This is a genomic window from Bacteroides sp. BFG-606 (assembly GCF_024788145.1).
Lineage (GTDB): Bacteria > Bacteroidota > Bacteroidia > Bacteroidales > Bacteroidaceae > Bacteroides > Bacteroides vicugnae.
Map to the genome: position 1 here is coordinate 5,590,964 of NZ_JANUIL010000001.1, position 25,220 is coordinate 5,616,183.

The 25,220-nt window shown below is 41.9% G+C and carries 11 protein-coding genes and 3 pseudogenes; 5 read left to right on the plus strand and 9 right to left on the minus strand.

Annotated features, from left to right (window positions below; translation table 11 throughout):
• Positions 1–4: 4 nt before the first annotated feature.
• The 5 genes and pseudogenes from NXV01_RS21655 to NXV01_RS21675 all read right to left on the minus strand — a co-directional run bounded on the left by NXV01_RS21655 (position 5) and on the right by NXV01_RS21675 (position 9,590).
• Positions 5–2,455 carry a polysaccharide lyase family 8 super-sandwich domain-containing protein gene (locus tag NXV01_RS21655; RefSeq protein WP_195649453.1) on the minus strand — a complete coding sequence of 817 codons (2,451 nt, stop codon included), beginning with the start codon at positions 2,453–2,455 and terminating at the stop codon, positions 5–7.
• A gap of 21 nt (positions 2,456–2,476) precedes the next feature.
• Complete coding sequence (locus NXV01_RS21660; RefSeq protein ID WP_259023217.1) at positions 2,477–3,430, minus strand: DUF5017 domain-containing protein; 954 nt, start codon at positions 3,428–3,430, stop codon at positions 2,477–2,479.
• Between the two features lie 25 nt (positions 3,431–3,455).
• Complete coding sequence (locus NXV01_RS21665) at positions 3,456–5,081, minus strand: RagB/SusD family nutrient uptake outer membrane protein (RefSeq protein ID WP_229126990.1); 1,626 nt, start codon at positions 5,079–5,081, stop codon at positions 3,456–3,458.
• A gap of 23 nt (positions 5,082–5,104) precedes the next feature.
• Positions 5,105–8,311, minus strand: coding sequence for a TonB-dependent receptor (locus NXV01_RS21670; RefSeq protein WP_229128615.1), 3,207 nt, complete (start codon positions 8,309–8,311; stop codon positions 5,105–5,107).
• 54 nt (positions 8,312–8,365) lie between these two features.
• Positions 8,366–9,590, minus strand: a pseudogene (locus tag NXV01_RS21675) (glycoside hydrolase family 88 protein).
• Between the two features lie 213 nt (positions 9,591–9,803).
• On the opposite strand from NXV01_RS21675, the gene NXV01_RS21680 reads away from it, so the two are divergent.
• The 5 genes and pseudogenes from NXV01_RS21680 (at position 9,804) to NXV01_RS21695 (ending at position 19,941) form a co-directional block, all read left to right on the plus strand.
• On the plus strand, positions 9,804–13,838 hold the full coding sequence (locus tag NXV01_RS21680; RefSeq protein WP_259023218.1) for a two-component regulator propeller domain-containing protein: 4,035 nt from the start codon (positions 9,804–9,806) through the stop codon (positions 13,836–13,838).
• A 107-nt stretch (positions 13,839–13,945) separates the two neighbouring features.
• Positions 13,946–15,073, plus strand: a complete 1,128-nt coding sequence (locus NXV01_RS21685) for a glycoside hydrolase family protein (RefSeq protein WP_148364863.1) — start codon at positions 13,946–13,948, stop codon at positions 15,071–15,073.
• 286 nt (positions 15,074–15,359) lie between these two features.
• A pseudogene (locus NXV01_RS26080) lies at positions 15,360–16,625 on the plus strand (PL29 family lyase N-terminal domain-containing protein); the annotation flags it as partial.
• A gap of 806 nt (positions 16,626–17,431) precedes the next feature.
• On the plus strand, positions 17,432–17,875 hold the full coding sequence (locus tag NXV01_RS26085; RefSeq protein WP_409012876.1) for a DUF4955 domain-containing protein: 444 nt from the start codon (positions 17,432–17,434) through the stop codon (positions 17,873–17,875).
• A 23-nt stretch (positions 17,876–17,898) separates the two neighbouring features.
• Entirely contained in the window at positions 17,899–19,941 is a 2,043-nt protein-coding gene (locus NXV01_RS21695) for a DUF4988 domain-containing protein (protein ID WP_259023220.1), read from the plus strand.
• Positions 19,942–20,031: 90 nt separating this feature from the next.
• On the opposite strand, the gene NXV01_RS21700 is transcribed toward NXV01_RS21695, so the two are convergent.
• The 4 genes and pseudogenes from NXV01_RS21700 to NXV01_RS21715 form a co-directional block, all read right to left on the minus strand.
• Complete coding sequence (locus tag NXV01_RS21700; protein WP_148364860.1) at positions 20,032–20,886, minus strand: histidinol-phosphatase; 855 nt, start codon at positions 20,884–20,886, stop codon at positions 20,032–20,034.
• A 153-nt stretch (positions 20,887–21,039) separates the two neighbouring features.
• Positions 21,040–22,908 (minus strand): ABC-F family ATP-binding cassette domain-containing protein, encoded by a 1,869-nt coding sequence (locus NXV01_RS21705; protein ID WP_148364859.1) that lies wholly within the window; start codon positions 22,906–22,908, stop codon positions 21,040–21,042.
• 26 nt (positions 22,909–22,934) lie between these two features.
• Positions 22,935–23,742, minus strand: a pseudogene (locus tag NXV01_RS21710) (DUF3805 domain-containing protein).
• 141 nt (positions 23,743–23,883) lie between these two features.
• On the minus strand, positions 23,884–25,077 hold the full coding sequence (locus NXV01_RS21715; RefSeq protein WP_148364857.1) for a hypothetical protein: 1,194 nt from the start codon (positions 25,075–25,077) through the stop codon (positions 23,884–23,886).
• Positions 25,078–25,220 lie beyond the last annotated feature (143 nt).

Consider the following 25,220-nt stretch of genomic DNA (forward strand, 5'->3'; position numbering starts at 1 on the left):
CTTCTCATAACGTAATATTTGCAGGCTTACCACAGAATGCACCCTGCGGCATTGCCACCGGAATATGTCTGCCGTTCCACTGAAGCACAATCTCTTTCAGCCCTGCATTCATGGCAGCATCTGTCACGGAAATGGTAATTTTCCCGTTAATATCCTCAATCAGTACCGTACAAGGGGCTGAAACTTCCAATCTTACATCACCCTTATCTAATACCTCCCCCGATTGATAGAAGACAGCTTCGATCACTTTGCCGTCTTTAGACTTTACAGCCTGCACTAATGTATCATTACGCAATACTTCAAAGGGTAATTCCGCTTCCGGCATTCCATCACCCGCATATACAACATACCCATAAGTATCATTCACCGGATTTTGTGTATGGTCAATCCATAAACGAAGTATGTCAACTTGCGATGGAAGATCTTTTATGCTTTTATTGGCTGAATTACGTTTTACCCAGTCCGTTTTCAGAGTCTCGCATATAAAAGATGCATTCTTGGTATACTGAGGCAATATGCTATATGCAAACTTACCTTTCTGCACCACCCAGAAAGATGTACCGTCTTTAGGAAAACTTTGCATGCCGGCACCCACCGGCAATATTTTACCATTGCTCCAAACAACAACTTCCGATTCCTTTTCAGGCTGGTCAATGGTAGTCCGGATAGTTCCCTGCATCTGAGGAGTCAGATTCGTTATTCCGGCACCCAAGGCTACCATATAGTCCTTCAACATAAAATAAGACTTGTATGCTTTCACTCCATAAAGTATCTCATTCTTAAGCGGAATATTTTTCTTTCTTTCAGATTCAATCTTATCCGTGGCATCCATCTTCTCAAAGATATATCCGGCAACAGCATTCTCTCCGCCATTTGTCGAAGCAGCCGCATAATTATGTTTACTGCAATATCCTCTCCAGTTAGTAACCGGAATTAATTTTTCCGCTCCCTCACGGGCGGTTACTCCCGGAGTCATAGTTATATCCCACGCTCCAATAGCTTTACGATATTCATTTCCACTTTTCTGAAATAAAGTCATGCCATCCGCAGGGTAAAAATTATACTCATCAGCGGCCGCCACTGCGCTTTCCAGTCCGTCACAACGAACAGATGCCATATTGACAATCATATGATAACGATCATTCTTCTTTATCAGGTCATCATTATTGAAAAACCAACGCGTACCATTATACATCCCGTCGGAATAGCCATTCATACTGATTAACCGTTTGCGGGCATCATGCAGAAAACAACGAAGTTCATTTTTCTGCACTGGCGTGAAAGAATCCGACCAATCTTTAAGCAACTTATCAACAATGGCCAGTGTACGAATATCAACTTTAGCCGGAGTGTAACGGGCCGTAAATCGGTCAATATAAGGAGTTATATTTCCTTTGTAGTAATACCAGTTACTTCCCCGGATAAAATTAAGCAAGGTTTCTATATTCTCATCGGTCAACTTCTTATCCCACGGGGAGTTCTTTAACGCACCCAAAATATTTAACGCATTAATTCCTCCATCAATAGGATATCCCCAGACAAGACACTGCATCCCGTGTCCCCAACCTGCGCCATCCGCCGTACAACCTTCTGTCCAGAAAGCGGTATTATATGTATTCTGTGAAGTATAACTTATCCCTCCCTGGGCTACCTGAACCAGCAGATCGACCATCGGGATAGATCTATACATCATAGCTACCGGCAATAACGGACGATATGCCAGCGCATTACCGCCTACCCACCATACATGGTTACGAAAACGTTCTATCTGTACTACATTTTTATCCGTCTCGTCATTCCGCAGGGGCTGTGTCCACGACTGAAGTGCCAGTGCTTTCAGCATTTCACACATATCAACCAACTGTTGATCTTTTGTTTTCCCGTTTTCCACCGCATCCATCTGTTTCAGGAAACAATAGTATATATTCACCGCAGCTGTAGGAATAGCAAAACAGGAAGCATGAAAGCGGTTCACCTTATTACTGCGACTCACCTCAAGATTACCATAATAAAGTATAGACTTCTGAAGTTTACGAAACACATCTTTATCCAATGAAACTCCCATCCGGTCGTTGCGGAACTCTTCCGAAAGTTTCCATAGACGATTCATTGCATCTGTAATAAACAATCCCATCTCTTGTGCATCTTTCCCTTCAATCACCTTTTTTTCCCTGCCTGTCCAATCTGTAAATGTACCATCATCGTTCAGGAATGCAAGAATTTCAGGTACTGATATTTTTATCTTTGTTAAATCATATGCACGATAAGGAACTGTAGCATACTGATTCCGAAATGTCTTGATTGCCTTTTCTTTTTTATCATCTTTCACTTGTTGCGCATCCTTGGAATACCGATACAAATTATCAAACGATAACCGGCGCTCCTCATTCTGAGCCTGAACAGCCAGAGCTCCTATCCAAAGAAGGACAATCGCATATATACAATTCTTTTTCATAACTAATCCTCTATTTACTGATCAATTCACGGGATTTTCTTTCACTAATATCTTAATCTCCTTTACCATGCTCTTTGAGTTCCAAGCATTCGAATTAGAGCCTACGAATGTAGCAGTATATTCACCCGGTTCGTTATACGTATAGGTATAAGACTGTGTTTTCATATTTAAAGACTTGATAGGAGTTCCCATATCCGGTGATACCGCAGTCAGATCTATAGCCTGACTAATCGCCCAGACATCGACATCCGACTTCAAATTGTCTGTTGTAGGCTGAAACAACAACGTAGTATTGCTAGCACTAAAATTAGTCTTTTTCGTAATTGCTTCAAAAGCATAATTAAAACCGAATTGCGATTTCGGATCATTCATTGTTGAGATAGAACCATCTTTCAGTTTCTTCGACACAACTAAAGAGGTGATATCCACACGAGGATATGTATCCGCATCTGACGCAGCAACAGCATTATAATGGAAAGCCAGATAAAATTTCTTATCTTTATAAGCAGTAAGATCCATTCCGTCAGCAACCGTTTCCCTGCCACTGGCATCTGCACAAAGCGGAACTTTCAGATGCAGCTGTCCGTTTGCTCCGGATAAACATTGCCAGTCCTCCTCTTTTATTGTGGAATAATCTCCATTAAAACTCTCTGAGATGAAAATAGACATTGTCTCTTTATTACGATAAGGTACCCGTGTATACTGCTGCAATATTTCATATGACAATTCAGCCGATTCTATCTCCACCCGCAAACGGTCTTTATTTGCATATTTACTCCCATCCTCACCGGAATAAAAAACAATATAATCCGGATTTCCACTAAAATCAAAGGTAACAGGCTCACCTGCAAATATTTCCTGTATATCATTGGATAAAGTCACGCCAAAATCAACACAATCCACTTCGTCAGCATCACAAGAAGAAAGCCATACGCCTGTCATTATCAGGAAAGAATAAAAATATATCTTTTTCATAATTTCGTTACATTAAAAGTTAAGATCACCAATTCACATTTTGTCCACAGGTCGGATTAGTATTCAGTTCTGCCTGGGGTATAGGATAATAGATATGTTTTTCTGCCAGGTTAATAGCAGGCAATGCTTTCACAGTGGTCAGATCATATCCGATTTTTTTATTCTGACTATCCATAGACTGATCCTTCAACAAATTGATACGGTCAAAGAAATATTGTTTTCCCCAACGGCGAAGCTCCATATGACGAGGCACTTCAAAGCATAGCTCCCTTGTACGTTCTACTTTGATGGAATCGCGGAAAGAACTTTGAGTACAGTCTGTCAATCCGATCTCCGATATTCCCGCTCTTTTACGTACTTCGTTTATCGCATCCACAGCTTCTTTTGTCGGCGAACCAGCCACCTCATTAGCACACTCGGCAATCATCAATAACACATCCGAGTAGCGCATTACAGGAAAGTTGATAGAGGAACTATTCAAAGACCACGGACGAACCGGATCATATTCAGCTCTCCATTTTCCGGGATCACCATCTACATAACTGGCTTTATCACTGTCTGACAACATCACTTTTTTAACTTTACCATCCGTCGTCACATATTTATAATCCGCAAAGTTCCACCATTTACGGGCATCTGCATCTTCGAACATCTTAAAAAACAATTTGGTGCCATGATACCAAGCATATGCTCTCGGTACATCGGGATCAGTAGTCGTTTGCTGGCTAATGCCCATATAAAGTCCCACTTTACCGCTTTCATTGGTCTTATCCAAACCGTTACCATAAAATTCGACCTCGAACATACTTTCACGGTAAGTCAGGTCATACTTATTGGAACACATATTAATAAATAAAGCACGATAACCATTCACCCCGTCCTCGGTCGTCTTATATAGAGTATGCAAACCGCTGTCTCTCACTTTACGCGCCCAGATAAGTGCGTCCTCCCAAGTATCAGCCTCAACTGGATATCCCGCCTGCCACATATATGCACGTGCCAACAATGCCTGCACGGTAGTTTTCGCAATGCGTCCCGGTGCATTCAGTTCATCAGCCGGAAGGCAACCCGGTTCCGCTTCTTCCAAGTCCTTTATAATCTGCCTATAAATTTCCGGCTGGGAAGATTTCTTCAGTTGTTGTTGTGCCAAATCACGAACAACTTCCAGTCGCAAAGGAACCTCTCCCCAATAAGCAACCAGATTCATATAGAATAATGCTCTTAATGCTTTTGCTTCTGCCAGAAACATTGTTTTCTTTCGTGCACCGCCACAATCCGAATCCGTGCGTCCGGTAATAGAAGCAATATAATCATTCGCACGATTAATACCCTCATACAAATGTTGCCAGGTAAGCTGTAAATAGGGATCCGTATTATTATAATTATTGAGTGAAGGCAATGCCTTGCTTTTATTATAATCGGCGCGATATACAGTAAGATCTGTTCCGGCGTCCAACTCTCCCCAGATATTCAGTCCATAAACACCTTCTGCTCCCAAACGGTCATAAATCCCGGCCAAACCTGCCATGCAACTATTCTCATCATGATACAGGTTCTTTTCATCCAGATTGCCATATACCTCCGTATCCAAAAAACTACAAGAGGAAAATGCCAAGGTTACTCCTATAATATATACTATTTTTTTCATCATATTCTGTTTTTATACCTGTTAAACTATAATCCTAACTTCACACCGAATGTAAAAGAAGTCGTTCTCGGATAAGCCGAATAGTCAAATCCACGAGTCATTGCCGAATTCCTGGTTGACACTTCCGGATCATATCCGGTATATTTGGTCCATGTCCACAAATTCTGTCCGCTAAGATACAACCGCAAGGAACTCAATTTAAACTTGCGAATCAGCTTTACAGGAAAATTATAACCTAACTGCACATTTTTCAATCGCAGGAAGGATGCATCTTCTACGACACGACTTGTGTTGATGTCGGACAGTCCGCCATCTACCCTCCATAAATAATTCGTATAATTTCCAGCTGCATAAGTTCCGTCACCATTGTCTATACGAGGTGTCCAATGATCTTTTGCAGAAGCAAGCATATTGGTATGGCGGACACCATTCATATTCTCCAGTTTGGCACGATTATAATTGATCACATCATTACCATAAGACCATTGAAAGAATACACTCAAGTCAAAGCCTTTGTATTCGAAATTATTAGTAAAACCACCCGTATGAACCGGCAGCCCGTGACCAATCACTGTCATATCTTCAGGCGTCACCTTTCCGTCTCCATTAATATCTTTCAGTTTCATATCCCCCGGTTGAATGGTATTACGTTCCTTTGTATTGTTGGGTATTCCATCTTTCAGCACAAATACATTGGGAGAAACTTCATTAAAATCCTCATATTGATAAACACCATCATATACATATCCGAACATCTCCGAAAGAGGATGCCCTATACGGGCAATATAAAGATTAGACAACTTGGGAGAATCCAGCCCTGAAACCTGATAATCCTGATCGCCCGACAGTCCGGTAATCTCATTTCTATTGAAGGAGATATTAAAATTTGTTGTCCACTTGAAACGCCCCCTGCCACCTACTAAGTTGACCGTATTGATTGATATTTCCAATCCACGATTGCGCACACTACCTATATTCTGCTGTATTTTATCAAAGCCGATAGACAACGGGACTTCCGCATACAACAACAAGTCCTTTGTTTGTTTATCGTAAATATCTACTACACCGTTAATACGGTTATTAAATAATCCAAAGTCCAATCCTATGTTTGTCTGATAAGTGGTTTCCCACTTCAGGTCTTTGTTCGGCATTTGAGAAATATAAATTGCCGGATTATCTATAGAGTTATTAAAAGCATAATTCTGATCGCCTAAATAAAGCAACTGGGAAGGATAATAATTCTTCGTATTGTTATTACCGGTAGTTCCCCAACCCACTCTGAACTTTAAATTCGACAGCCACTTGCGACTTCCCTGCATGAACGCTTCTTCTGAAACACGCCATCCGAAAGAAGCCGAGGGGAAATATCCCCACTTATGATAAGGAAAACGGGAACTTCCATCCGCACGCATCGTTGCCGTCATCAGATAACGGGATTTCCAGTCATAGTTGAAACGGGCGAAATAAGACATCATACGGTCTTCAAAATTAGTCGAAGTAACCTTGTCAGGTGTTCCATTCGAAATTCCCCAAAAGCCGAGTCCATCCCACGGCACCATCGTCGAACTGGCACCTAATGTAGAGATTGTTTTGCTATTCATCGAGGCTCCGAGCATGGCAGTGATATTATGACTCTTGACTCTCTTTTTATAAGTCAACGTATATTCATTAGACCATCCATCCCACTCCCTAAAACTAAAATTACCATTTGAATGTTTGGCAGAATAACGCGGATCTCCCCAATAGGTATCCGCATTATTAAATGCCTCATTCCGGTCCTGACGCCAAGTATAAGCAAAAGTAGCTTTGAATGCCAGATCCTTTAGAATATCCCATGATAAATAGGCATTCAGATTCAACTGACGGCTGCGCACTTTCTGATACATATTTTCTATTGTTTTCAAAGGATTATACGGATAGTTCGGATTTTCAGCTAACAAAGCGTCCTCCGATTCTTCCGAATCGGCATAAAACACCGGACGATAAGCCAGTACCTGATATAGAAAATACTGCGTACCACCTGCGTCAGAACCCTGTGAAGGCGCCGTACCTTTTGAAATATTATTAGCAAAATTCAAGCTACCGCCGAATTTCACTTTCCTGGTAATCTGCTGGTCTAGTGTCAGACGTGCTTTCAAGCTCTCATAAGAAGAGTTAATGATAATCCCCTGCTGGTTATAATAAGACAAACTGGAACTATATTTCGTATTTTTAGTACCGCCCGTCAATGAGATATGATGACTGGTCATGGGCGCATTACGGAAAACCTGATCTTGCCAGTTGTACGAAGGCACTTTATCATAATCGCTCAAAATACGGTTACGTCCCAACGCTTCATCATAACTATAATATGTTCTATTCATTTCAGAAACAGTCAATACCTCCTCCTGCATGGCAACATAGTCTCTCCCCTGAAGCAGCTCCATGCCCTGCGGTTTCAATTGGTAAGTCACATATCCATCATACGTTACTTTCGGAGCACTTTCCGAACCACGTTTCGTTGTAATAATAATGACTCCGTTTGCCCCACGTGCTCCATAAATAGCCGTAGCAGAAGCATCCTTCAATACATCAATCGATTCAATGTCATTTGAATTCAGTGAAGCCAGATTTCCATCTTCCGTAGCAAAACCGTCAATCACATATAAAGGTGCGCCATCACTGGAGTCCGAAATTGTATTACTACCACGAATCACAATATTAGCCTCGGCTCCGGGTTGCCCGTCAGAGGAAACAACTTGCACACCGGCAACACGTCCACCCAATGCCTGGTCGATGGAAAGTACCTGCGCTTTCGTTAAATCATTCATATCCACCTTTGCCACCGATCCGGTTAAATCACTTTTTTTCACTGTTGCGTACCCTACAGCAACAACTTCATCCAAGGCAACACCATCTTCTTTCAATGTCACATTCAGTACCTTTTGATTTCCTACCGTCACTTCTTTAGTCGCATAGCCTATAAACGAGATGACTAATACTGAAGATGATTTAGGAACAGAAAGTTTGAACCGTCCATCCATATCGGAGATGGTACCGGTCGTTCCTCCTTTCACTTTAATATTCGCCCCTATAATGGGCTCTTTCGATTCATCCATCACCCTTCCACTGATTGCAATCTGTGCAAAGACAACGGTGAAAGAACAAAGCGTCATCAGCAACAGACAGACGCGTCTTGTGATTTGTCGATTCTCCATAATATAATTCAAATTGGTTATTAATCTATTTTTCATTCTTAGTATTCTATTGATTTAATATGCCGGTTTCTCAAGAAAGCAAACGGAAAATTACAGTACTTTCTTGCAAACTACTTGTTTTTCCATCTCCCGCTTACGACTCAAGGCTTCCAGAAAATAATAATCCGCATAATTCAATGGAACATCTACCTCCGCATTATGAGGTATGCTGCCTACCGAATGCATTAAAATAAAATTCCCGTTTTCTCCTACTTTAGCACGGTAGGCAGGAGTGCTTAATGAGGCCAGTATTTTGTCGGCTGTCTTTTTATAACGCGGATTAGGCAAATACATGCTCAGCTCATAAAGAGCTGCAGCAGTGATAGCCGCCGCTGAGACATCCCGTGGCTCATTAGGAATATTCAATGCATCATAGTCCCAATATGGTATCAAGTCGGAAGCCAAATGCTTATTCGTAAATATGAAATCATATATTCTACAAGCCTGCTCCCAATACTCCGGTTTATGTGTATAACGGTAACAAACCGTATAACCATAAATAGCCCATGCCTGCCCTCTTGCCCAGGCAGACTCATCAGCATATCCCCTGGGCTGTCTGCCTACTGCGTACAGTACCAGTTTCCGGATCATAGTCTACTACATGATAACAGCTGCCATCAGAGCGGAAATGTTCTTTAAGTGTCCGGTCGGCATGACTGACTGCCATATTATAATAGGTGGAATCACCCGACAAGCGGGTCGCCTCGAAAAGAAGTTCGAGATTCATCATATTGTCTATAATAACGGGACATTTCCATCCTCGTTGTGCCTGCCAGCCCTTATCCGCATCCCAAGACTGTATAATTCCAGCTCCGGACCGGAAACGTGTAGAAAGCGAACGCGCTGTTTGCAACACAACCGACTTATAATCTTTCTGTCCCAAACGCATTCCATTAAGATAACTGCATCCTACCATAAAACCCACATCATGATGCCATGTAAGATACTGCACGGAATCGAGTGATTCCGTATATTTCACAGCCAGTTTCTCCCACTTTTCATCTCCTGTAAGCTGATACAAATACCACATACTGCCAGGGAAGAACCCACTGGTCCAATCATCATAAGAAGCATAAACCACTTGTTGCTTTTCGTCCAAAGTCTTCGGATTCATTATGCAGTCACTTGCTTCTATCCGGTTGGTCATCAAAGAATATTGGGAAACGGCGTTTGATATATTTTCTGTTACCATATCTTCCGTTGCAGCCTTTTTCAAGTTACATCCGGCCATCATAAAGATGGAAATTCCCGCCAAAGTCAAGACTATGCTGTTCATATGCTGTAAAGATTTAAATGAATGATATCGCAAATGTAGGTATTCATAAAAAAGAGGCCGTTAGCTATGCATACAAGAATCATACTCTGTACGTACATCATCCCTGCAAACTGCAAATGTACTTATATTACACATTTTATGTACTCATACAACAGTTGCATATCTGCAAAAAGAACGTATATTTGCATAGCAAATTCTAGAATTCTAATACCTATGACTATCAAGAAACATCTATGTCTCATTTGTTTCCTGCTTATCCATATTATCAAAGGACAAGCACAGGATATCTCTTTCAGACATCTCACAAATAGTGACGGACTCTCTCATAATGCAGTCATGACGATGTATCAGGACGAACGAGGATTCATTTGGATAGGTACACGAAACGGGGCTAATTTATATAACGGGCATGAATTCAAAATATACAAATCCCAGAAAAACAATCCAAACAGTCTGATCTACAACAACATCAGACAGATAACAGGTAATGGCAACGGGGAGATTTATTTCATGACTCCCAAAGGGGTATCTGCTTTCAATATCAGGCTTAATAAATTCACCACACTGATACAAAAAGAAATACGGGCCATGTTTTTCCATAAACAATTATATATTGCTTACAACAACTGTGTCTATAAATACGATGGGAAACAATTTAATACATATTATGAATTACCAGAAAAGCGGACTCAAATTACTTCCCTTCATATAAGTGAAGAACGTGTACTCATTGGTACCGAAACCCAAGGGCTGTTCAGTTTAGAAAAAGGCAACCTGTCACACCTCATTCCCAAAGGGAATATCTCTACAATCTTTCAGGATTCATCCGGACAATACTGGATAGGAAGCTGGGAACATGGACTTTTCACAATGAACGGAACTACAATCAAAAACTTCCGTCATCAGGAAAATGACCTCTCAACTATCAGTTCTAATTTTATCCGTTGCTGTATCGAAGATAAACAGGGGAATATATGGATAGGCACTTTCGACGGATTAAACATGTTTCATCCGGCTACTCAAACATTCACTTATTATTTGAAACACGAAAAAGGGCTTAGCCATTCCTCCATCTGGAGCCTTTTGTGTGACCATCAGGGTAGTATCTGGGCAGGGACCTATTTTGGCGGAGTCAATTATTTCAATCCGGAAAGTCAGATTTACCATCAATATCGGACATCGGACGTAGCAAATGAAGGATTGAGTTCTCCTATCGTAGGATGTATCATAGAGGACGGCCAGAATAACTTATGGATAGGAACTGAAGGCGGAGGACTGAACAAGTACAATTTGACAAGCCATCAATTCGAATGGTATAAACACGACAATAATGCCAACAGCCTTTCGCACAATAATATAAAATCACTCTATTATGACGCTCATCGCGAAGTGTTATGGATAGGTACGCACATGGGAGGACTGAACAAAATGGATTTAAAGACCAAACGGTTCACCCGATACAAATCTAAAGAGGGTGACAAAAATTCACTTCCTTCTAATATTATCAGGGATATTGTTCCTTATAAAGACCAGCTGCTCATTGCAACCAATATAGGGGTTTGCCTATTCCATCCCGAATCGGAAAAAGTGGACCGCCTGTTTCAAGAAGAACCAGACAAGATAACATATGCCGGAGGTCTCTTCATTGATCACCGCAAGACACTATGGATATACGGAGGAGGTGACGGGATATTTACCTACCAGCCAGATAGTCATAAAATGACAAACTATAAGCATAACCATGCTTTGGAACATAGTATCAGCAGTAATAGTATCAACCGAATCTATGAAGACAGCCGCCACCGTATATGGATATGCAGTAATGATAATGGCATTGATCTCTACCGGTATGAAACGGATGATTTCATTAACTTTGATGAAGAAAATAATGAGTTAGCAAGCAACTGTGTGTATGACGTATGTGAGTTGTCTCCGGATAAATTACTGTTCACCACAGATTTAGGTTTTTCAATTCTGGACTACCCTACCCAAAAATTCACGAATTACAATCAAGAGAATGGTGTACCCCTATCCGCCCCTAACGAACGTTCTTTATACAGAACCCGCCAAGGAGAAATCTTCATAGGAGGCATTGACGGAATGATCTCTTTTGAGGAAAAAGACATTGATTATGCTCCCGGAGATTACACGATATCTCCATTCCGTCTTTTAGTAAACGGACAGGAAATTAATGCGGGAGACCAAAGCCATATACTGAAAGAAGATTTAGGTTCCACCCGAAAGCTCATACTCAAAGCCAACCAGTCCATGTTTAGTATCGAATATGCCATATCCAATTATATTCCGGCCAATAAAGACCAACTGGAATATTTTCTGGATGGATTCTCAAATACATGGACCAGTACACGCGGACAACATACAATTACATATACAAACCTGAATCCCGGTGAATACACACTATACGTACGCCTTAAAAACAACCATGCGCATATACCGGCACATCAATTGAAGATCGTTATTCTTCCGCCGTTCTATAAGACTGTTTGGGCCTATTTATCATATATTCTGATTATTGGCGCAATTCTTTATTTCCTTATACGCACTTACAATAACCGGATCAAATTGCAGGAATCATTAAAGTATGAACAAAAACGTACTGAAGACATCGAACAGCTCAATCAGGCCAAGCTGCGGTTTTTCACTAATATCTCGCATGAATTCCGTACACCGCTCACGCTAATTATCGGGCAAATGGAAATGTTACTGCAAGTCCGTTCGTTTGCACCGACCATCTATACTAAAATTCTCGGAGTATATAAAAGCAGCCTGCAACTGCGTGAGCTGATAACAGAGCTTCTTGACTTCCGAAAACAGGAGCAAGGATATATGACTATCAAAGTAAGCGAACATAACATTGTCGATTTTATTTATGAGAATTATCTACTCTTCCAGGAATATGCCGTACAAAGAAAAATAACGTTCAGATTCCAGAAAACAAACGATATAATAAACGTATGGTACGATGCTAAACAGTTGCAGAAGGTCATGAATAATCTTCTGTCCAATGCCTTTAAGTATACGAAAGAGGAAGGAGAGATTTCCGTATCGGTACGGAAGGGCAACCGGGAAGTCATCATTGAAGTTACCGATAATGGAGCAGGTATTTCTCCACAGGATATTGACAAGATATTCAACCGCTTCTATCAAACGGAACAAATGGATTCTCCCATCCATGCCGGAACAGGTATTGGTCTGGCTCTTACCAAAGGTATTATAGAATTGCATCACGGCAGTATCGAAGTATACAGCGAACAAGGAGAAGGAACTACCTTCTGCGTGCATCTCAAAAGTGGTAACGAGCATTTCAGTCCTGAACAAATCAGCAAACATCAGGAAGAACCGCAACAAGCAGTTGAAGAAGGACCTCACTCTCCGGAAACCGTACAACAACTTTTATCGGATCAGGAAGTCATGAATAAAGAGTCTATCGCACAAAGCAGAGAGGTTAAAATTCTGATTGTAGAAGACAATGAATCGCTGCGAGAAATGCTTGTTAAAATATTCGAGGTATTCTATACGGTCGATACAGCGGCTAATGGACAGGAAGGCTGGGAAAAGGTGCAGGCAGGACAGCCCAATATCATACTTAGTGACATTGTTATGCCTGAAATGTCCGGTACGGAGCTTTGTAAACTAGTAAAGAATAACATAGACACATGTCACATTCCAGTAGTATTGCTCACGGCACGTACAGCCATCGAGCACAATCTGGAAGGGTTACGTTTGGGAGCAGATGATTATATTACTAAACCATTCAACATTAATATCCTGCTTTCACGATGCAACAATCTCGTGAATAACCGCCTTATGCTGCAAGAAAAATTCAGCAAACACCCGCAAACGGTTCCACAAATATTGGCAACCAACCCATTAGATAAGGAATTGGTTGATCAGGCCATGCAAGTCATTGAGAAACATATAGATGATGTTGAGTTTAATGTAGATATCCTAGCCCGTGAGACAGGTATAGCGCGTACCAAATTGTTTACCAAGCTAAAAGCTATTACAGGACAGACCCCATACGATTTTATCCTGACCGTACGGCTAAAGCGTGCGGCCATCATGCTCAAGGAAAACCCTGAATTCAACATCTCCGAAATCTCCGACCGTTTAGGATTCTCTTCTCCCAGACAATTCAGCAAATGTTTTAAGGAAAAATATCACATGATACCTCAAGCATACCGGAAAGGGGATAATAAAGAAGAACAGGAAAGCGAAAACGGATAGGCCTGTACGCAGACAACACTATTCATGTACAGATGACACACTTGATTCTCATTAAAACAGACTTTATTTGCAATAATAAAGATAGTCTATAATTTAAGTAAAAAAACATGAGAAAGCAACATTTATATGTCTTATTATGCTTCACTGTATTGGGAAGCACTGTATTTGCGCAGAAAATAGAAAACCTGACAAAGTTGAAACGGCAATCGGAGAATGAGCTATTCCATCATCTGGGACAGGCTCCACGCACACCGGCGTTTGAATCCGAAGGATATTGGGTATGGGGAAGTTCTGTTATAAAAGGAAATGACGGAAAATACCATATGTTTGTTTCCCGTTTTCCGAAATCTCTTCCTTTTCATCCCGGCTGGATGGTAGCTTCAGAAATAGTTCACGCAATATCCGATACCCCCGAAGGACCTTACAAATTCAGTGACATCGCACTACCCGCCCGTGGAGCACAGTATTGGGACGGACGCTCGACACATAATCCGCGTATTCTGGAATACCAGAATAAATATTACCTGATATATATGGGATCTACACATCCTTTCGCCAATCCTACCTATGACCAGTTGACACTGGACAGCCCATGGTGTACTGTCGGACGCTCCAATAAACGCATCGGACTGGCTATTGCCGACAGCCCATATGGTCCTTGGAAACGTTTCGACGAACCTATATTAAAAACAAAACCCAATACTTTCTATAGTTTTCTTGTATCCAACCCTTCTCCTATCATACAGGAAGACGGTTCGGTAATGATGATCTTCAAAGGAAGAACGTATGTCGGAGACGATAAGTTCTCGGACATGGCGCTTGGCATGGCATATGCTCCGTCCATCGAAGGACCTTACACAGTACTCAACAATGGCCAGCCCATCTTTCAAGTGGACGGACAAGGAGAAGCGGAAGACCCGTTCCTTTGGAAAGACAGCAGAGGATACCATGCAATCTTTAAAGACCATGTTGCTAAATTTACCGGAGAAAAAGGCGGAGGTGTAATGGCTCACTCCCCAAATGGTATTCAGTGGACGATAGACAAAGATCCCAAAGCCTACTCACGTACTGTAGAATGGGAAGATGGAAAAGTGGAAATGCAAGGACAACTGGAACGCCCGTTCCTGTTATTCGAAAATGGGAAAGCGACTCATGCTTTCTTTGCAACAATGAATGGTGCCGGCGGATTTGACAATGCAACCCAATCATGGAACATGGTTATCCCGATAAAATAAAGCCTCCCCCCTTTCGATACAGTCAACAGATCTGAAAAGAGATGTAACTTAGCACTTGAAGCCATGCAGTAAATTTGCGATGTAGATAAAAACTCTATGTCGCTTTTTTTATCCGGTTTCCATTCCGTTCATAACGAGTTCCCAATGTTCTGTTTTTATGCGGTCAACGTACATTGATCTTATTTTGTACTCTAACGTATGTTCTTAAGTACGCTGCACGCACCTGTTTTTTACCCAGATCAAATACATTTGCCCCCAGCAAAATTACCCACAAAAATAAAAACGTATGAAAAACAACAAAAGCATTAAGTACCTTTGGGGAGGTTTCTTCTGCTTGTTCTTCCTGTTCTCGTGTCAAGACACTGACGAATTGAGCAAAGAAATCAACCTGCTAAAAGACCGTGCAGTCGCTTTGGAGACTGCGACAAAGAGTCTTAACACTTCTCTCGAAAGCCTACAGGCTTTACTGAAAGCTGATATAATCGTAGGAGTCACTTATGTAGGCGACAAGTACCGGATTGAACTAAATGATGGTTCTACTATTGAAGTGGTACAAGCTTCTAAAGTAAATCTATCCATTCCCCTACTCTCTATCAGTAAAGAAGGATTCTGGGTTTTCAGTACAGACAACGGAGTTACATTCAATTCTTTGACTGACGAAAAGGGAAACAAAATTCCGGCTACGGCAGAAAGCGCAGACAAAACCGCTGTTACTCCACTATTAAGAGTCAACTTAGATGGATTCTGGGAAATCAGCACGAATGGGGGCGCCACATATAGCCTCTTGGGTGGTAAGGAATGTACAGCCATAGGAAAAAACGGTGTAAGTGAAGACGGAGTATTCAAAGAAGTTGTTTACGACTCTGAAAAGAAAATACTAACCGTCACCCTGACAGACGGTCAAGTATATAAAATACCTTGTACGGAAAGTTTCTATCTAAGAATACCGGGGACAAGTAAACAACAAGTATTCCCATTGGGTGAAAAACGCGTATATGAAGTGGAACAAAACGAAGTGTCCGCCGTCACTATCCTTGCACCGGATGACTGGCAGGCAGATCTCAAAGAACAGCAACTTACAATTATTGCTCCGTCAAACACATCAGTCGAGAAAGAAGAGAATATTAAAATTATATATACTTCCATACAAGGTTATCTTCGTATGACGACTATTTCCGTAAAATTGCTGACCACCGGTTTTGATGCGAACGCCACCTTGGCATGGAATCGTTTTGCCACCAACTCTCCGGAAAATATTCTGCTCGATTTTTCATATGCAGGTTACAAACACGGTACAGAAGCTCCTCCCGCCGTTCATTTAAAAAGTAATGACTACACCGTTTATAACGTAAAGGACTATGGTGCCAAAGGCGACGGCAAAACGTCAGACCGGGAAGCGTTGTTAAGTATCACCCAATTATTCAAGTATCAGGCCAATGCAAAAGCCATCATTTACTTCCCGGAAGGAGATTATGTGCTGCACACCGCTGCCGATGATGAAAACGGAGTTTCAAAGCCAATTGAGATAAATTTCGGAGGATTTGTACTCAAAGGAGCCGGACGTGATAAAACCATTATCAGAATGGCTGACCGCAATGTAAACGTAGCTAATTCCACTCCTCCTGCCATGATTAATATCAAACATACGGTAGATCTTCAGAATCCGGTCAGACTGACCGGTGATGTTGCTCCCAAAGGAACATTTGTCATCAATGTGGCAGATGCCAGTTCTTTTAGTGCAGGACAATGGGTATGCTTAAGATTGATTGATACCAGCCCATCTCTTATCAACAAGGAACTGACGTCTATTACAGCCGACGGGAATGTGTGGAACAAAACAGCCAACTCACAATGGACTAACCTTACTAATTCCGGTGTACAGGTATATGACTATCATCAGATAGTCAATAAAAAAGGAAATGAAATTACATTTGCAGAACCATTGATGCATGAGGTAGACCCTCAATGGAAATGGGAGCTATGCAAATTCAATTATTACGAGAATATAGGCATAGAAGACCTTACGTTTGCAGGAAACACACAACCCGGATTTCTTCACCATGGTAATAATGGAGGAGATGACAATGACTATAAGCCGATTGGCATGATGCGTCTGGTAAACTCCTGGATACGCCGTGTCGACTTCACTAATATAAGTGAAGCACTTAGCATATCATCATCTGCTAATATTTCAGCATATGACATTGAGATAAACGGGCATCGTGGTCACTCTGCCATTCGCTCGGGAGGATCATCCAGAATATTCATCGGAAAAGTTCACGACCATAGCAACGGATACATCGCCATTGATGAGAACACAACCGGTACTTATCTTGATAATGCCGGACAGTTTCATGGTTGCGGGGTATCCAAGCAAAGTATGGGTACCGTTATCTGGAATGTCACTTGGGGGAAGACGCGTGCTTCGAAGCGCATGCCACACAACCACGGGCTACTTTATTCGATTGCTGCAATGGAGCATTTATCAAATTACATCAGGGCGGTGCCAAAAGTGAGCTACCCAATCATCTGGACGATCTTACCTTATGGAATTTCAACGCAACTAATACAAACAGTGTGTCTCAAGGTTCTTTCACATGGTGGGACGGAAACTGGACTTGTTTCCTACCTCCTACAATCGTAGGATTCCACGGTCCCGCTGCCAGTCAGTTAACTTTCTCAGATAACGAAGTCAAATTAAACGAATCTTACAACACTGCCGTAGAACCTTATTCACTCTATGAGGCACAGCTTCGTAAACGTTTGGGATATGTACCTGCTTGGATTAACTCATTAAAATAAAAACAACTTTAAATAGAATTATTATGAAGAAATTATGGAATCTTCTAATCATGCTGACCGTAGTGTTCGCAGGATGCAACAAGACTGATGATCTTTGGGATGAAGTACACGATTTACAAAAACGTCTGACCAAATTGGAAATTCAGGCCAATAATCTGAACGGAAATATTACGGCTCTCCAAGAGCTTTATAGAAATGGGGCTACCATTACCACGGTGAATGAAGAAAACGGTGCCTATACCATCACTCTTAGCAATGGTAAAATATTGAGAGTTGTTCAGAAGATGGAGGAAACAATCTATCCCATGGTGGGAATTGACAGCGAAGGTTATTGGACCGTACGTTATGGAAATGAAACACCTGAACGCATACTCGTTGGCAACAGTCCGGTAAAAGCAACAGGCGAAGACGGACTTACTCCGGAATTCCGTATCAACGAAGATACGGGGTATTGGGAAATACGTTATAAAACCAGCGAACAATTTAAGCCGGTTGAAGACTCCAACGGTCATCCGGTAAAAGCAGAGGGAACAACAGACACGGGTTTCTTTAAATCAGTCAATATCAGTGATGACGGGAAATCGTTCCACCTGATCTTGAAAGATGATACGGAAATAACGGTACCCATCGTTGGTTCATTCTCATGTACATTTGAGGAGTCAGTGACAGGAATTCAAAAATTCACTTCTAAAGAAAGTAAGAACTTTAAAATATTGCTGAACGGTGTAGATGACATTGCATTAATGGCGTGTCCTGCCGGCTGGAATGCAACATTATCCGAACCTCTTGACAATGAAGCTATCTTAACCGTAACCGCACCCGAAGCTTTGACAACATTGACACGTGCCACGGCATCTAACAGCACAGATATTTCAATTCTGGCTAATTCCGGTAAATTCAGCACAATCCTGAAGTTGCAGGTGGAAGTTATTGCCGAAGAACCGGTTGAACCGGCTATTGACTATCTAAGTATCTATCAGAAAGGAGAAACTCTCTTCACTATCGGAGACGGAGCCGGTGCTATTGAAATTAACAGTACGAATTTCCCTGTATCACAAGAAATAGATTTGAGCGAAACGGACCAGACACTGGAAAAAACAATACTCGCCCCGTCTCAACCAACGATTTATTTCTTATCAGGAGAGCACATTCTTAATATTACCATGGATGGAGATCAAGCTATGAATGGTAAAAAGGTGGTATTCATCAGTAAGTCGGCAACAGAAAAACCGAATCTTAATTTTAGCGGTACCGGTGGCATACGTTTACAACAAAACAGTTCCATCGTATTCAAGAATGTCACTATAGAAAACTTGTCTATGGGCAACTACAGCAGTACAGGCAACGCCCATAATGTCTGGATCGGAGACTGCAACATCAACGCACCGGCCAAATCAATTCTCGCACTGACAGGTACTAACGCACCATTGGGTGGTATCAACAGCCTATACTTTAAAAACAACTATATCGACATGAGTAAATTTCCGGATAAAAGTTCAATATTCAACATTGGTTCATTGATAACCACAGATGTCACTAATGTCTCTATAGAAAACAATATCTGGTACAAGAAAGGAACTCTGCTGCAAGGAAGTATCTATACTTCCAATGCCAAAGGAACTACCAAAAACATTTCTTTCTCCAACAATACGATTATCAATTATGCCGGTAACAGCAGTAATTCCCTTGCTGCCGCCTATTTGGTTATGACTAATGTAGAAAATGTAAGTATAAAAAACAACATTGGTTATTCTGACGATAATGTGACGGATGGATTCAGCAATAGTGGTTCAAGCTTCTATATCATCGCAAACATCGACCCCATGCCATCCATATCAATAGCTGACAACATTGTTTACGGACTGAATCCCGACCTGACCAATAAATGGAAATGGAATACCTATGGATGGAAAACGAATGCCTCAACCAAAGTAAACCAAGAAGGGGAAACAAATGGTATTATCACCCGTTATTCAAAGAACCCGTTTGCAATTCCCGGAGGATTTGATAGTGGAAACTTCACACCAATCCCTGAACTTGCCGGAAAAGGAGCTAACCTGAAATAACATATATATACAGAGAATTTCAAGTATCTCACAGATTCCAGAACGTGTTTTCCCAGTAAGCTAATGACGCTCAACGGAAAGCACGTTTTCTCATACAAATGAAACAGAACCGATTCTCATATCTTCCCACCTTCCATGATGCCACTCCACGACTGTCTCAAAGCCTGCTTTCTTCAAGGCTGCCAATGCTTCGGCACGCCCATTATTGATCCGCTCCGGATAATGTGCATCACTGTTCACCTGTACCCGGACACCCAGCTCTTTCAAGAAAGAAAAATACCGTTCATTGGGATAGAATGTTCCTAATTCATAATAAGATTTGGTATTGACTTCAACAATGTATCCACGTTCGGCAATTGCCGTGAAATAGCTGCGAACGAATGTATCATACCACGGTTCATCTAGCAATCCCGGACGGTAGCAAGAAGCATTATAATGCATCTTGTCCGCATGACCGACAATATCAAATCCTCCCAGTTCTACCATGCGAAGCAGATTCTTATAATAAAGGTGGACTACATAATCCAAATCACCGCCAAAATGCTTGTCCACTAATTGACGGAAAGTATCTGCCGGAGTATCAATATCCACGATTTTCCCTTCCGGAGAATAGAGCATATGCACAGAACCTATCCGATAATCAAGCGGCAATTCTTGAAATCGGAAGAAAGCGGGATTGCTATCTTCGTTCAGGTAATCAATCTCAAGACCGACAGCAAGTTCTATTTTATCTGCAAACTTTTCTTTGAGACGGGCAAATTCGGAAAGGTAATCTTCCATTCTGTCCCATTCCATAGTCCATGCGGTAGAAAACGGCAACGGGGCATGAGAAGAGATGCCATAGGAAGTAAAGCCTTCACTAATAGCAAAACGGATAAAATCTTCCATATTGGCACGCCCGTCACAATAAAGGCAGTGGCTATGATAATTGGTAAGGTTTGTCATACAAGGTTACGTTATCAGGGTTATTATCATCATCAGGTCATCACAGCAATAGGCTGAACTATACTTGTGCCAACATAGTGGCACAACTGTGCCACCGTATTGGCACTGCAATGCCACCGCATTGGCACAGGTGTGCCAATACAGCGGCACAGTTCAACCTTCTATTTCGCTGAGTTCCAACCAGCGCATCGTCTTTTCATCAATCAAGTCATTGACTTCAGGCAAGCGTTTCGATTTCTCGGTCAGTTCGTCAACGGAGAGTGTACCGCTGCAAAGAAGTTCTTCAATCTGTGCCTTTTCGGTTTCCAGGTCGGCAATTTCCTTTTCCAGTTGTTCGAATTCACGCTTTTCCTTGAAACTCATTTTCCGCTTGTCGTTCAGGCGGACGCGGGCAGTCTTTTCTTCCTGCGGCTTCTCTGCTTCTTTCTCCTTTTGCGCTTTCGCCTCCTTCCAGTCGCGATAATCACTATAATTGCCGGGGAAGTCACGGATGTCACCCTGTCCGTTGAATACCATCAGGTGATCTACTACCTTATCCATAAAGTAACGGTCGTGGGAAACGACAATCACACAACCTTTGAAATTCTGAAGATATTCCTCAAGCACATTCAATGTGATAATATCGAGGTCGTTGGTAGGCTCATCCAGCACGAGGAAGTTAGGGTTACGCATCAGGATAGTGCACAAGTAAAGACGACGGCGCTCTCCCCCACTCAACTTATAGACATAACTATGCTGCGTTTCGGGAGTAAACAAGAAATGCTGCAAGAATTGTGAAGCTGTCAGTTTCTTTCCATTACCCAATTCAATTACTTCGGCAATATCCTGCACTACATCAATGACCTTCATTTGTTCATCAAACTGAAGACCATCCTGCGAGTAATAGCCGAAACGCACCGTTTCGCCAATATCTACCATACCGCTATCGGGCTGTACTTGCCCCATTAATATCTTGATGAAAGTAGATTTTCCGGTTCCGTTGTTTCCTACAATTCCCATCTTCTCATAACGGGCAAAGATATAAGAAAAGTCTTCCAGAATCTTCAGGTCACCGAAGCTCTTGTACAAATGGTCGGCTTCGAATATCTTGCTGCCGATATAGGATGCTTTTACTTCCAGTTTGACGTTATCGTTATTAAAACGTTGCTTCGCCACCTTTTCCAATTCATAGAAAGCATCTTCCCGATAACGGGCTTTATGTCCGCGTGCCTGCGGCATCCGGCGCATCCAGTCGAGTTCCGTACGATAAAGATTATTAGCCCGTTCAATTTCTACACTTTTAGCTTCGATACGTTCCTGACGTTTTTCGAGGTAATAACTGTAATTTCCCTTATATTGATAAACTTGCTGATTGTCTATTTCGATAATCTCCGAACAAACACGGTCGAGGAAATAACGGTCGTGCGTCACCATCAGCAGGCTAAGGTTGGTACGACGCAGATAATCTTCCAGCCATTCAGTCATGTCCAAGTCAAGATGATTGGTAGGCTCATCGAGAATCAATAAATCCGGTTCGGTAATCAAGGCGTTTGCCAAAGCGACGCGCTTCAACTGTCCGCCGGACAGTTGTTTCACTTTCTGGTCGAAGTTACGGATTTTGAGTTGCGAAAGAATTTGTTTGGCTTTCTGTTCATATTCCCAGGCTTTCTCCTGATCCATACGTACCAAAAGGTCTGCCAGTCCCGGATGCCCTTCGGTTTCCATACAACGTTCGTACTCCTTTATCAACTCCACTGTGCTGTTGCCATGATGAAAACAAGCTTCCAGCACTGTCAGTTCTTCGGGATATTGCGGGTCTTGTTCCAGATAATCCACCCGAAGGTCACGACGGAAGACAATATTACCGCTATCATAACCTTCCTTTCCGGCAATGATATTCAGTAAGGTCGTTTTTCCGCTACCGTTCTTTGCGATCAATCCTACACGCTGACCTTCGGCAATGCCCAAAGATATATTTTCAAAAAGAACCAAGTCACCGAAAGACTTGGTCAGGTTATCTATCTGTAAATAAGGTACTGCCACGTAAATAATGATTAGTTGGTTAGTGATTAGTGATTAATAATCACCGATTTATACTCTTCAATGACATTGCAAGGTTCACCTGCCTTTACTTTACTCCATGCAATTTTCATCGGGTCAATGATCCGGTCATTATATTGAACAACAGGAGCTTCCCGGTTACCGTCAATCAACGTCTTCCACTCCATACCTTCCACTTCATTCGTCAGAATCGCACAGACAGTAATACCGATAGCCAGCCATTCCTCTTTTTTCTTCGCACCTATCTTACCGCTGTCAATCACTTGCTGAAGTTTCTCCAAGTCCTCTTCTATTCCCTGAAAATCTTTCTTCAGTTCCTGCTTCCACGGTAGATACCACCCATTCGTACCCTTCATTAATCAAATAGATTTCAGAAAGACGGACAGGAATCAGTTCAGCAGGATACTTCTGTCCTTCTTTGCGTATCTCCAAAGTAGCGATCACTTCTTCCGCCTCCTTCACAACTCCGCCTTTAGGTACGGTAAAGGAACATTCGAAAGCTATATCATCAACACCTGTAATCCACAAATGGGAAGTATAATAAGTTCCCTCCTCCTGAAACATTTCTTTGCTATACGCACATTCCCACGCTCCGACTTGCACCAACGAAGCCGAATCGTTCTCTTTCAGTTCCTGCCGGATAGCATCTTTACCATAACCGGCTTTTCCTTTAAATGCGGATATACGAAAATTTCCCGTCCATACATCGGGATTATAGAAAAGAAAAGAGCCTTCGCCATCTTCAAACTCGTTCCAGTCTGACGGATAGCTCATAGAAAACCATGCTCCGGGAGAGATAAATTTCTTGCCTTGCATCCTTTTACTTTAAAATGATTACTTGGCAAAAGTACGAATTAAATACGAATTTCAGGCACGGATTACACGGTTTTCACAGTTTTCGGAAAGATGATAACATAAAGCAACAGCGTAATCCGTGTAATCCGTGCCTGAAAAACATCATTTCCCTATAGGCTGTATTTTCCTACGCACATCTTTAGAAATCTCCAGAAACATATAGTTCAACTTTCCGGAGTGGATTCCTTCCTCATTCTCCTTATACTTTTTATTAGCATATTGCTTTGATTTCTCGAAAGTCAGCAATGACATTTCATTCTGCGATTTGCCTACCATCGTAGAGTCCAGCTGTTCATCCGGAAAGAAATCATCCAGATCGACGTCACCAATCATGGTTGTTTCCAGAAAGTTCTTGTCCGTATGTGAATTATCCGTATAATACCCCACAAACATATGCCCCGGTGTACGTACCAAGATCGGATCGATATTGATGGCACGGAGCAATGAAGCGAACAGTACACTACCGTCCACACAATTAATCTGTGAAGATTCCAGCGCATCATCAAACGTACGGACACGCTGCGAGAAAACAACATTGCTCGAAAGGCTGGTGTTGGAAACAGAACTGTAACGGAATTTGCGTTTCTGCAATATGTTCCAAAGGGCGTACACTTGCTTATCCACCGCTCCTTTAGCTTTGCTCTGATAGCCAAGGAAACGATTCACAATACGGGTATTCAATGCCTCGCGAAGCAACTGGTCGATCATCGGATTCTCTTCATTGACATAGGCAGCAAAGAAAATACTTGTATCATGGAATTTGGTTCCATTCGATACATACCCCAACAGACATTCATTGATACTACGCACAGAGAATGTGCGCACCCGTTGCCCCAGATCCTTTCCATTCATCTCAACAGTAATAGCCACACTTACCGGTTCTGCCTGCGCCTCATTTTTCAAGGCTTCATAGTTCCAGATGATATCAGGATAAATCGTATATTCCGTTCTGGGCTTGTTTAGTACAAATTCCGACACCGAACGGGAGAAAAAAGGTGTTTCGGCCACTTCAATCCGTACCCGGCTATAGGCTGTCTTCGACTTCACCCGAATAGCAATACACGATTTCGGATTCCCCAAATACGTTGAATCTGACGGAACAATCACCTGCGCATCAGTGGTGGCAACAGACAGAATCGCCGAAGGGAATATATTCCCTCCCAAGTCGTCTACAATCTCAAAACCGGAATTGAATGAGGTATATTTAAACACAGACATACCGCCAAGGAGAATTAACAGCACCACAACAGAGCCTATTATTTCCCGCCGATGTCTTTTCAGGTCAATTTTTATCATTATTTGTAGTTTCTATGGTCAAACATTTCTATTGTATCTCGCTAACAAAGATAACAAATAGCGTTCGTTTTTTCCTCTTACAATCAGCAAAAACTTTTATATTTTATATCAGCCCTCTCGATTCCCGGAATGTAACATGATTG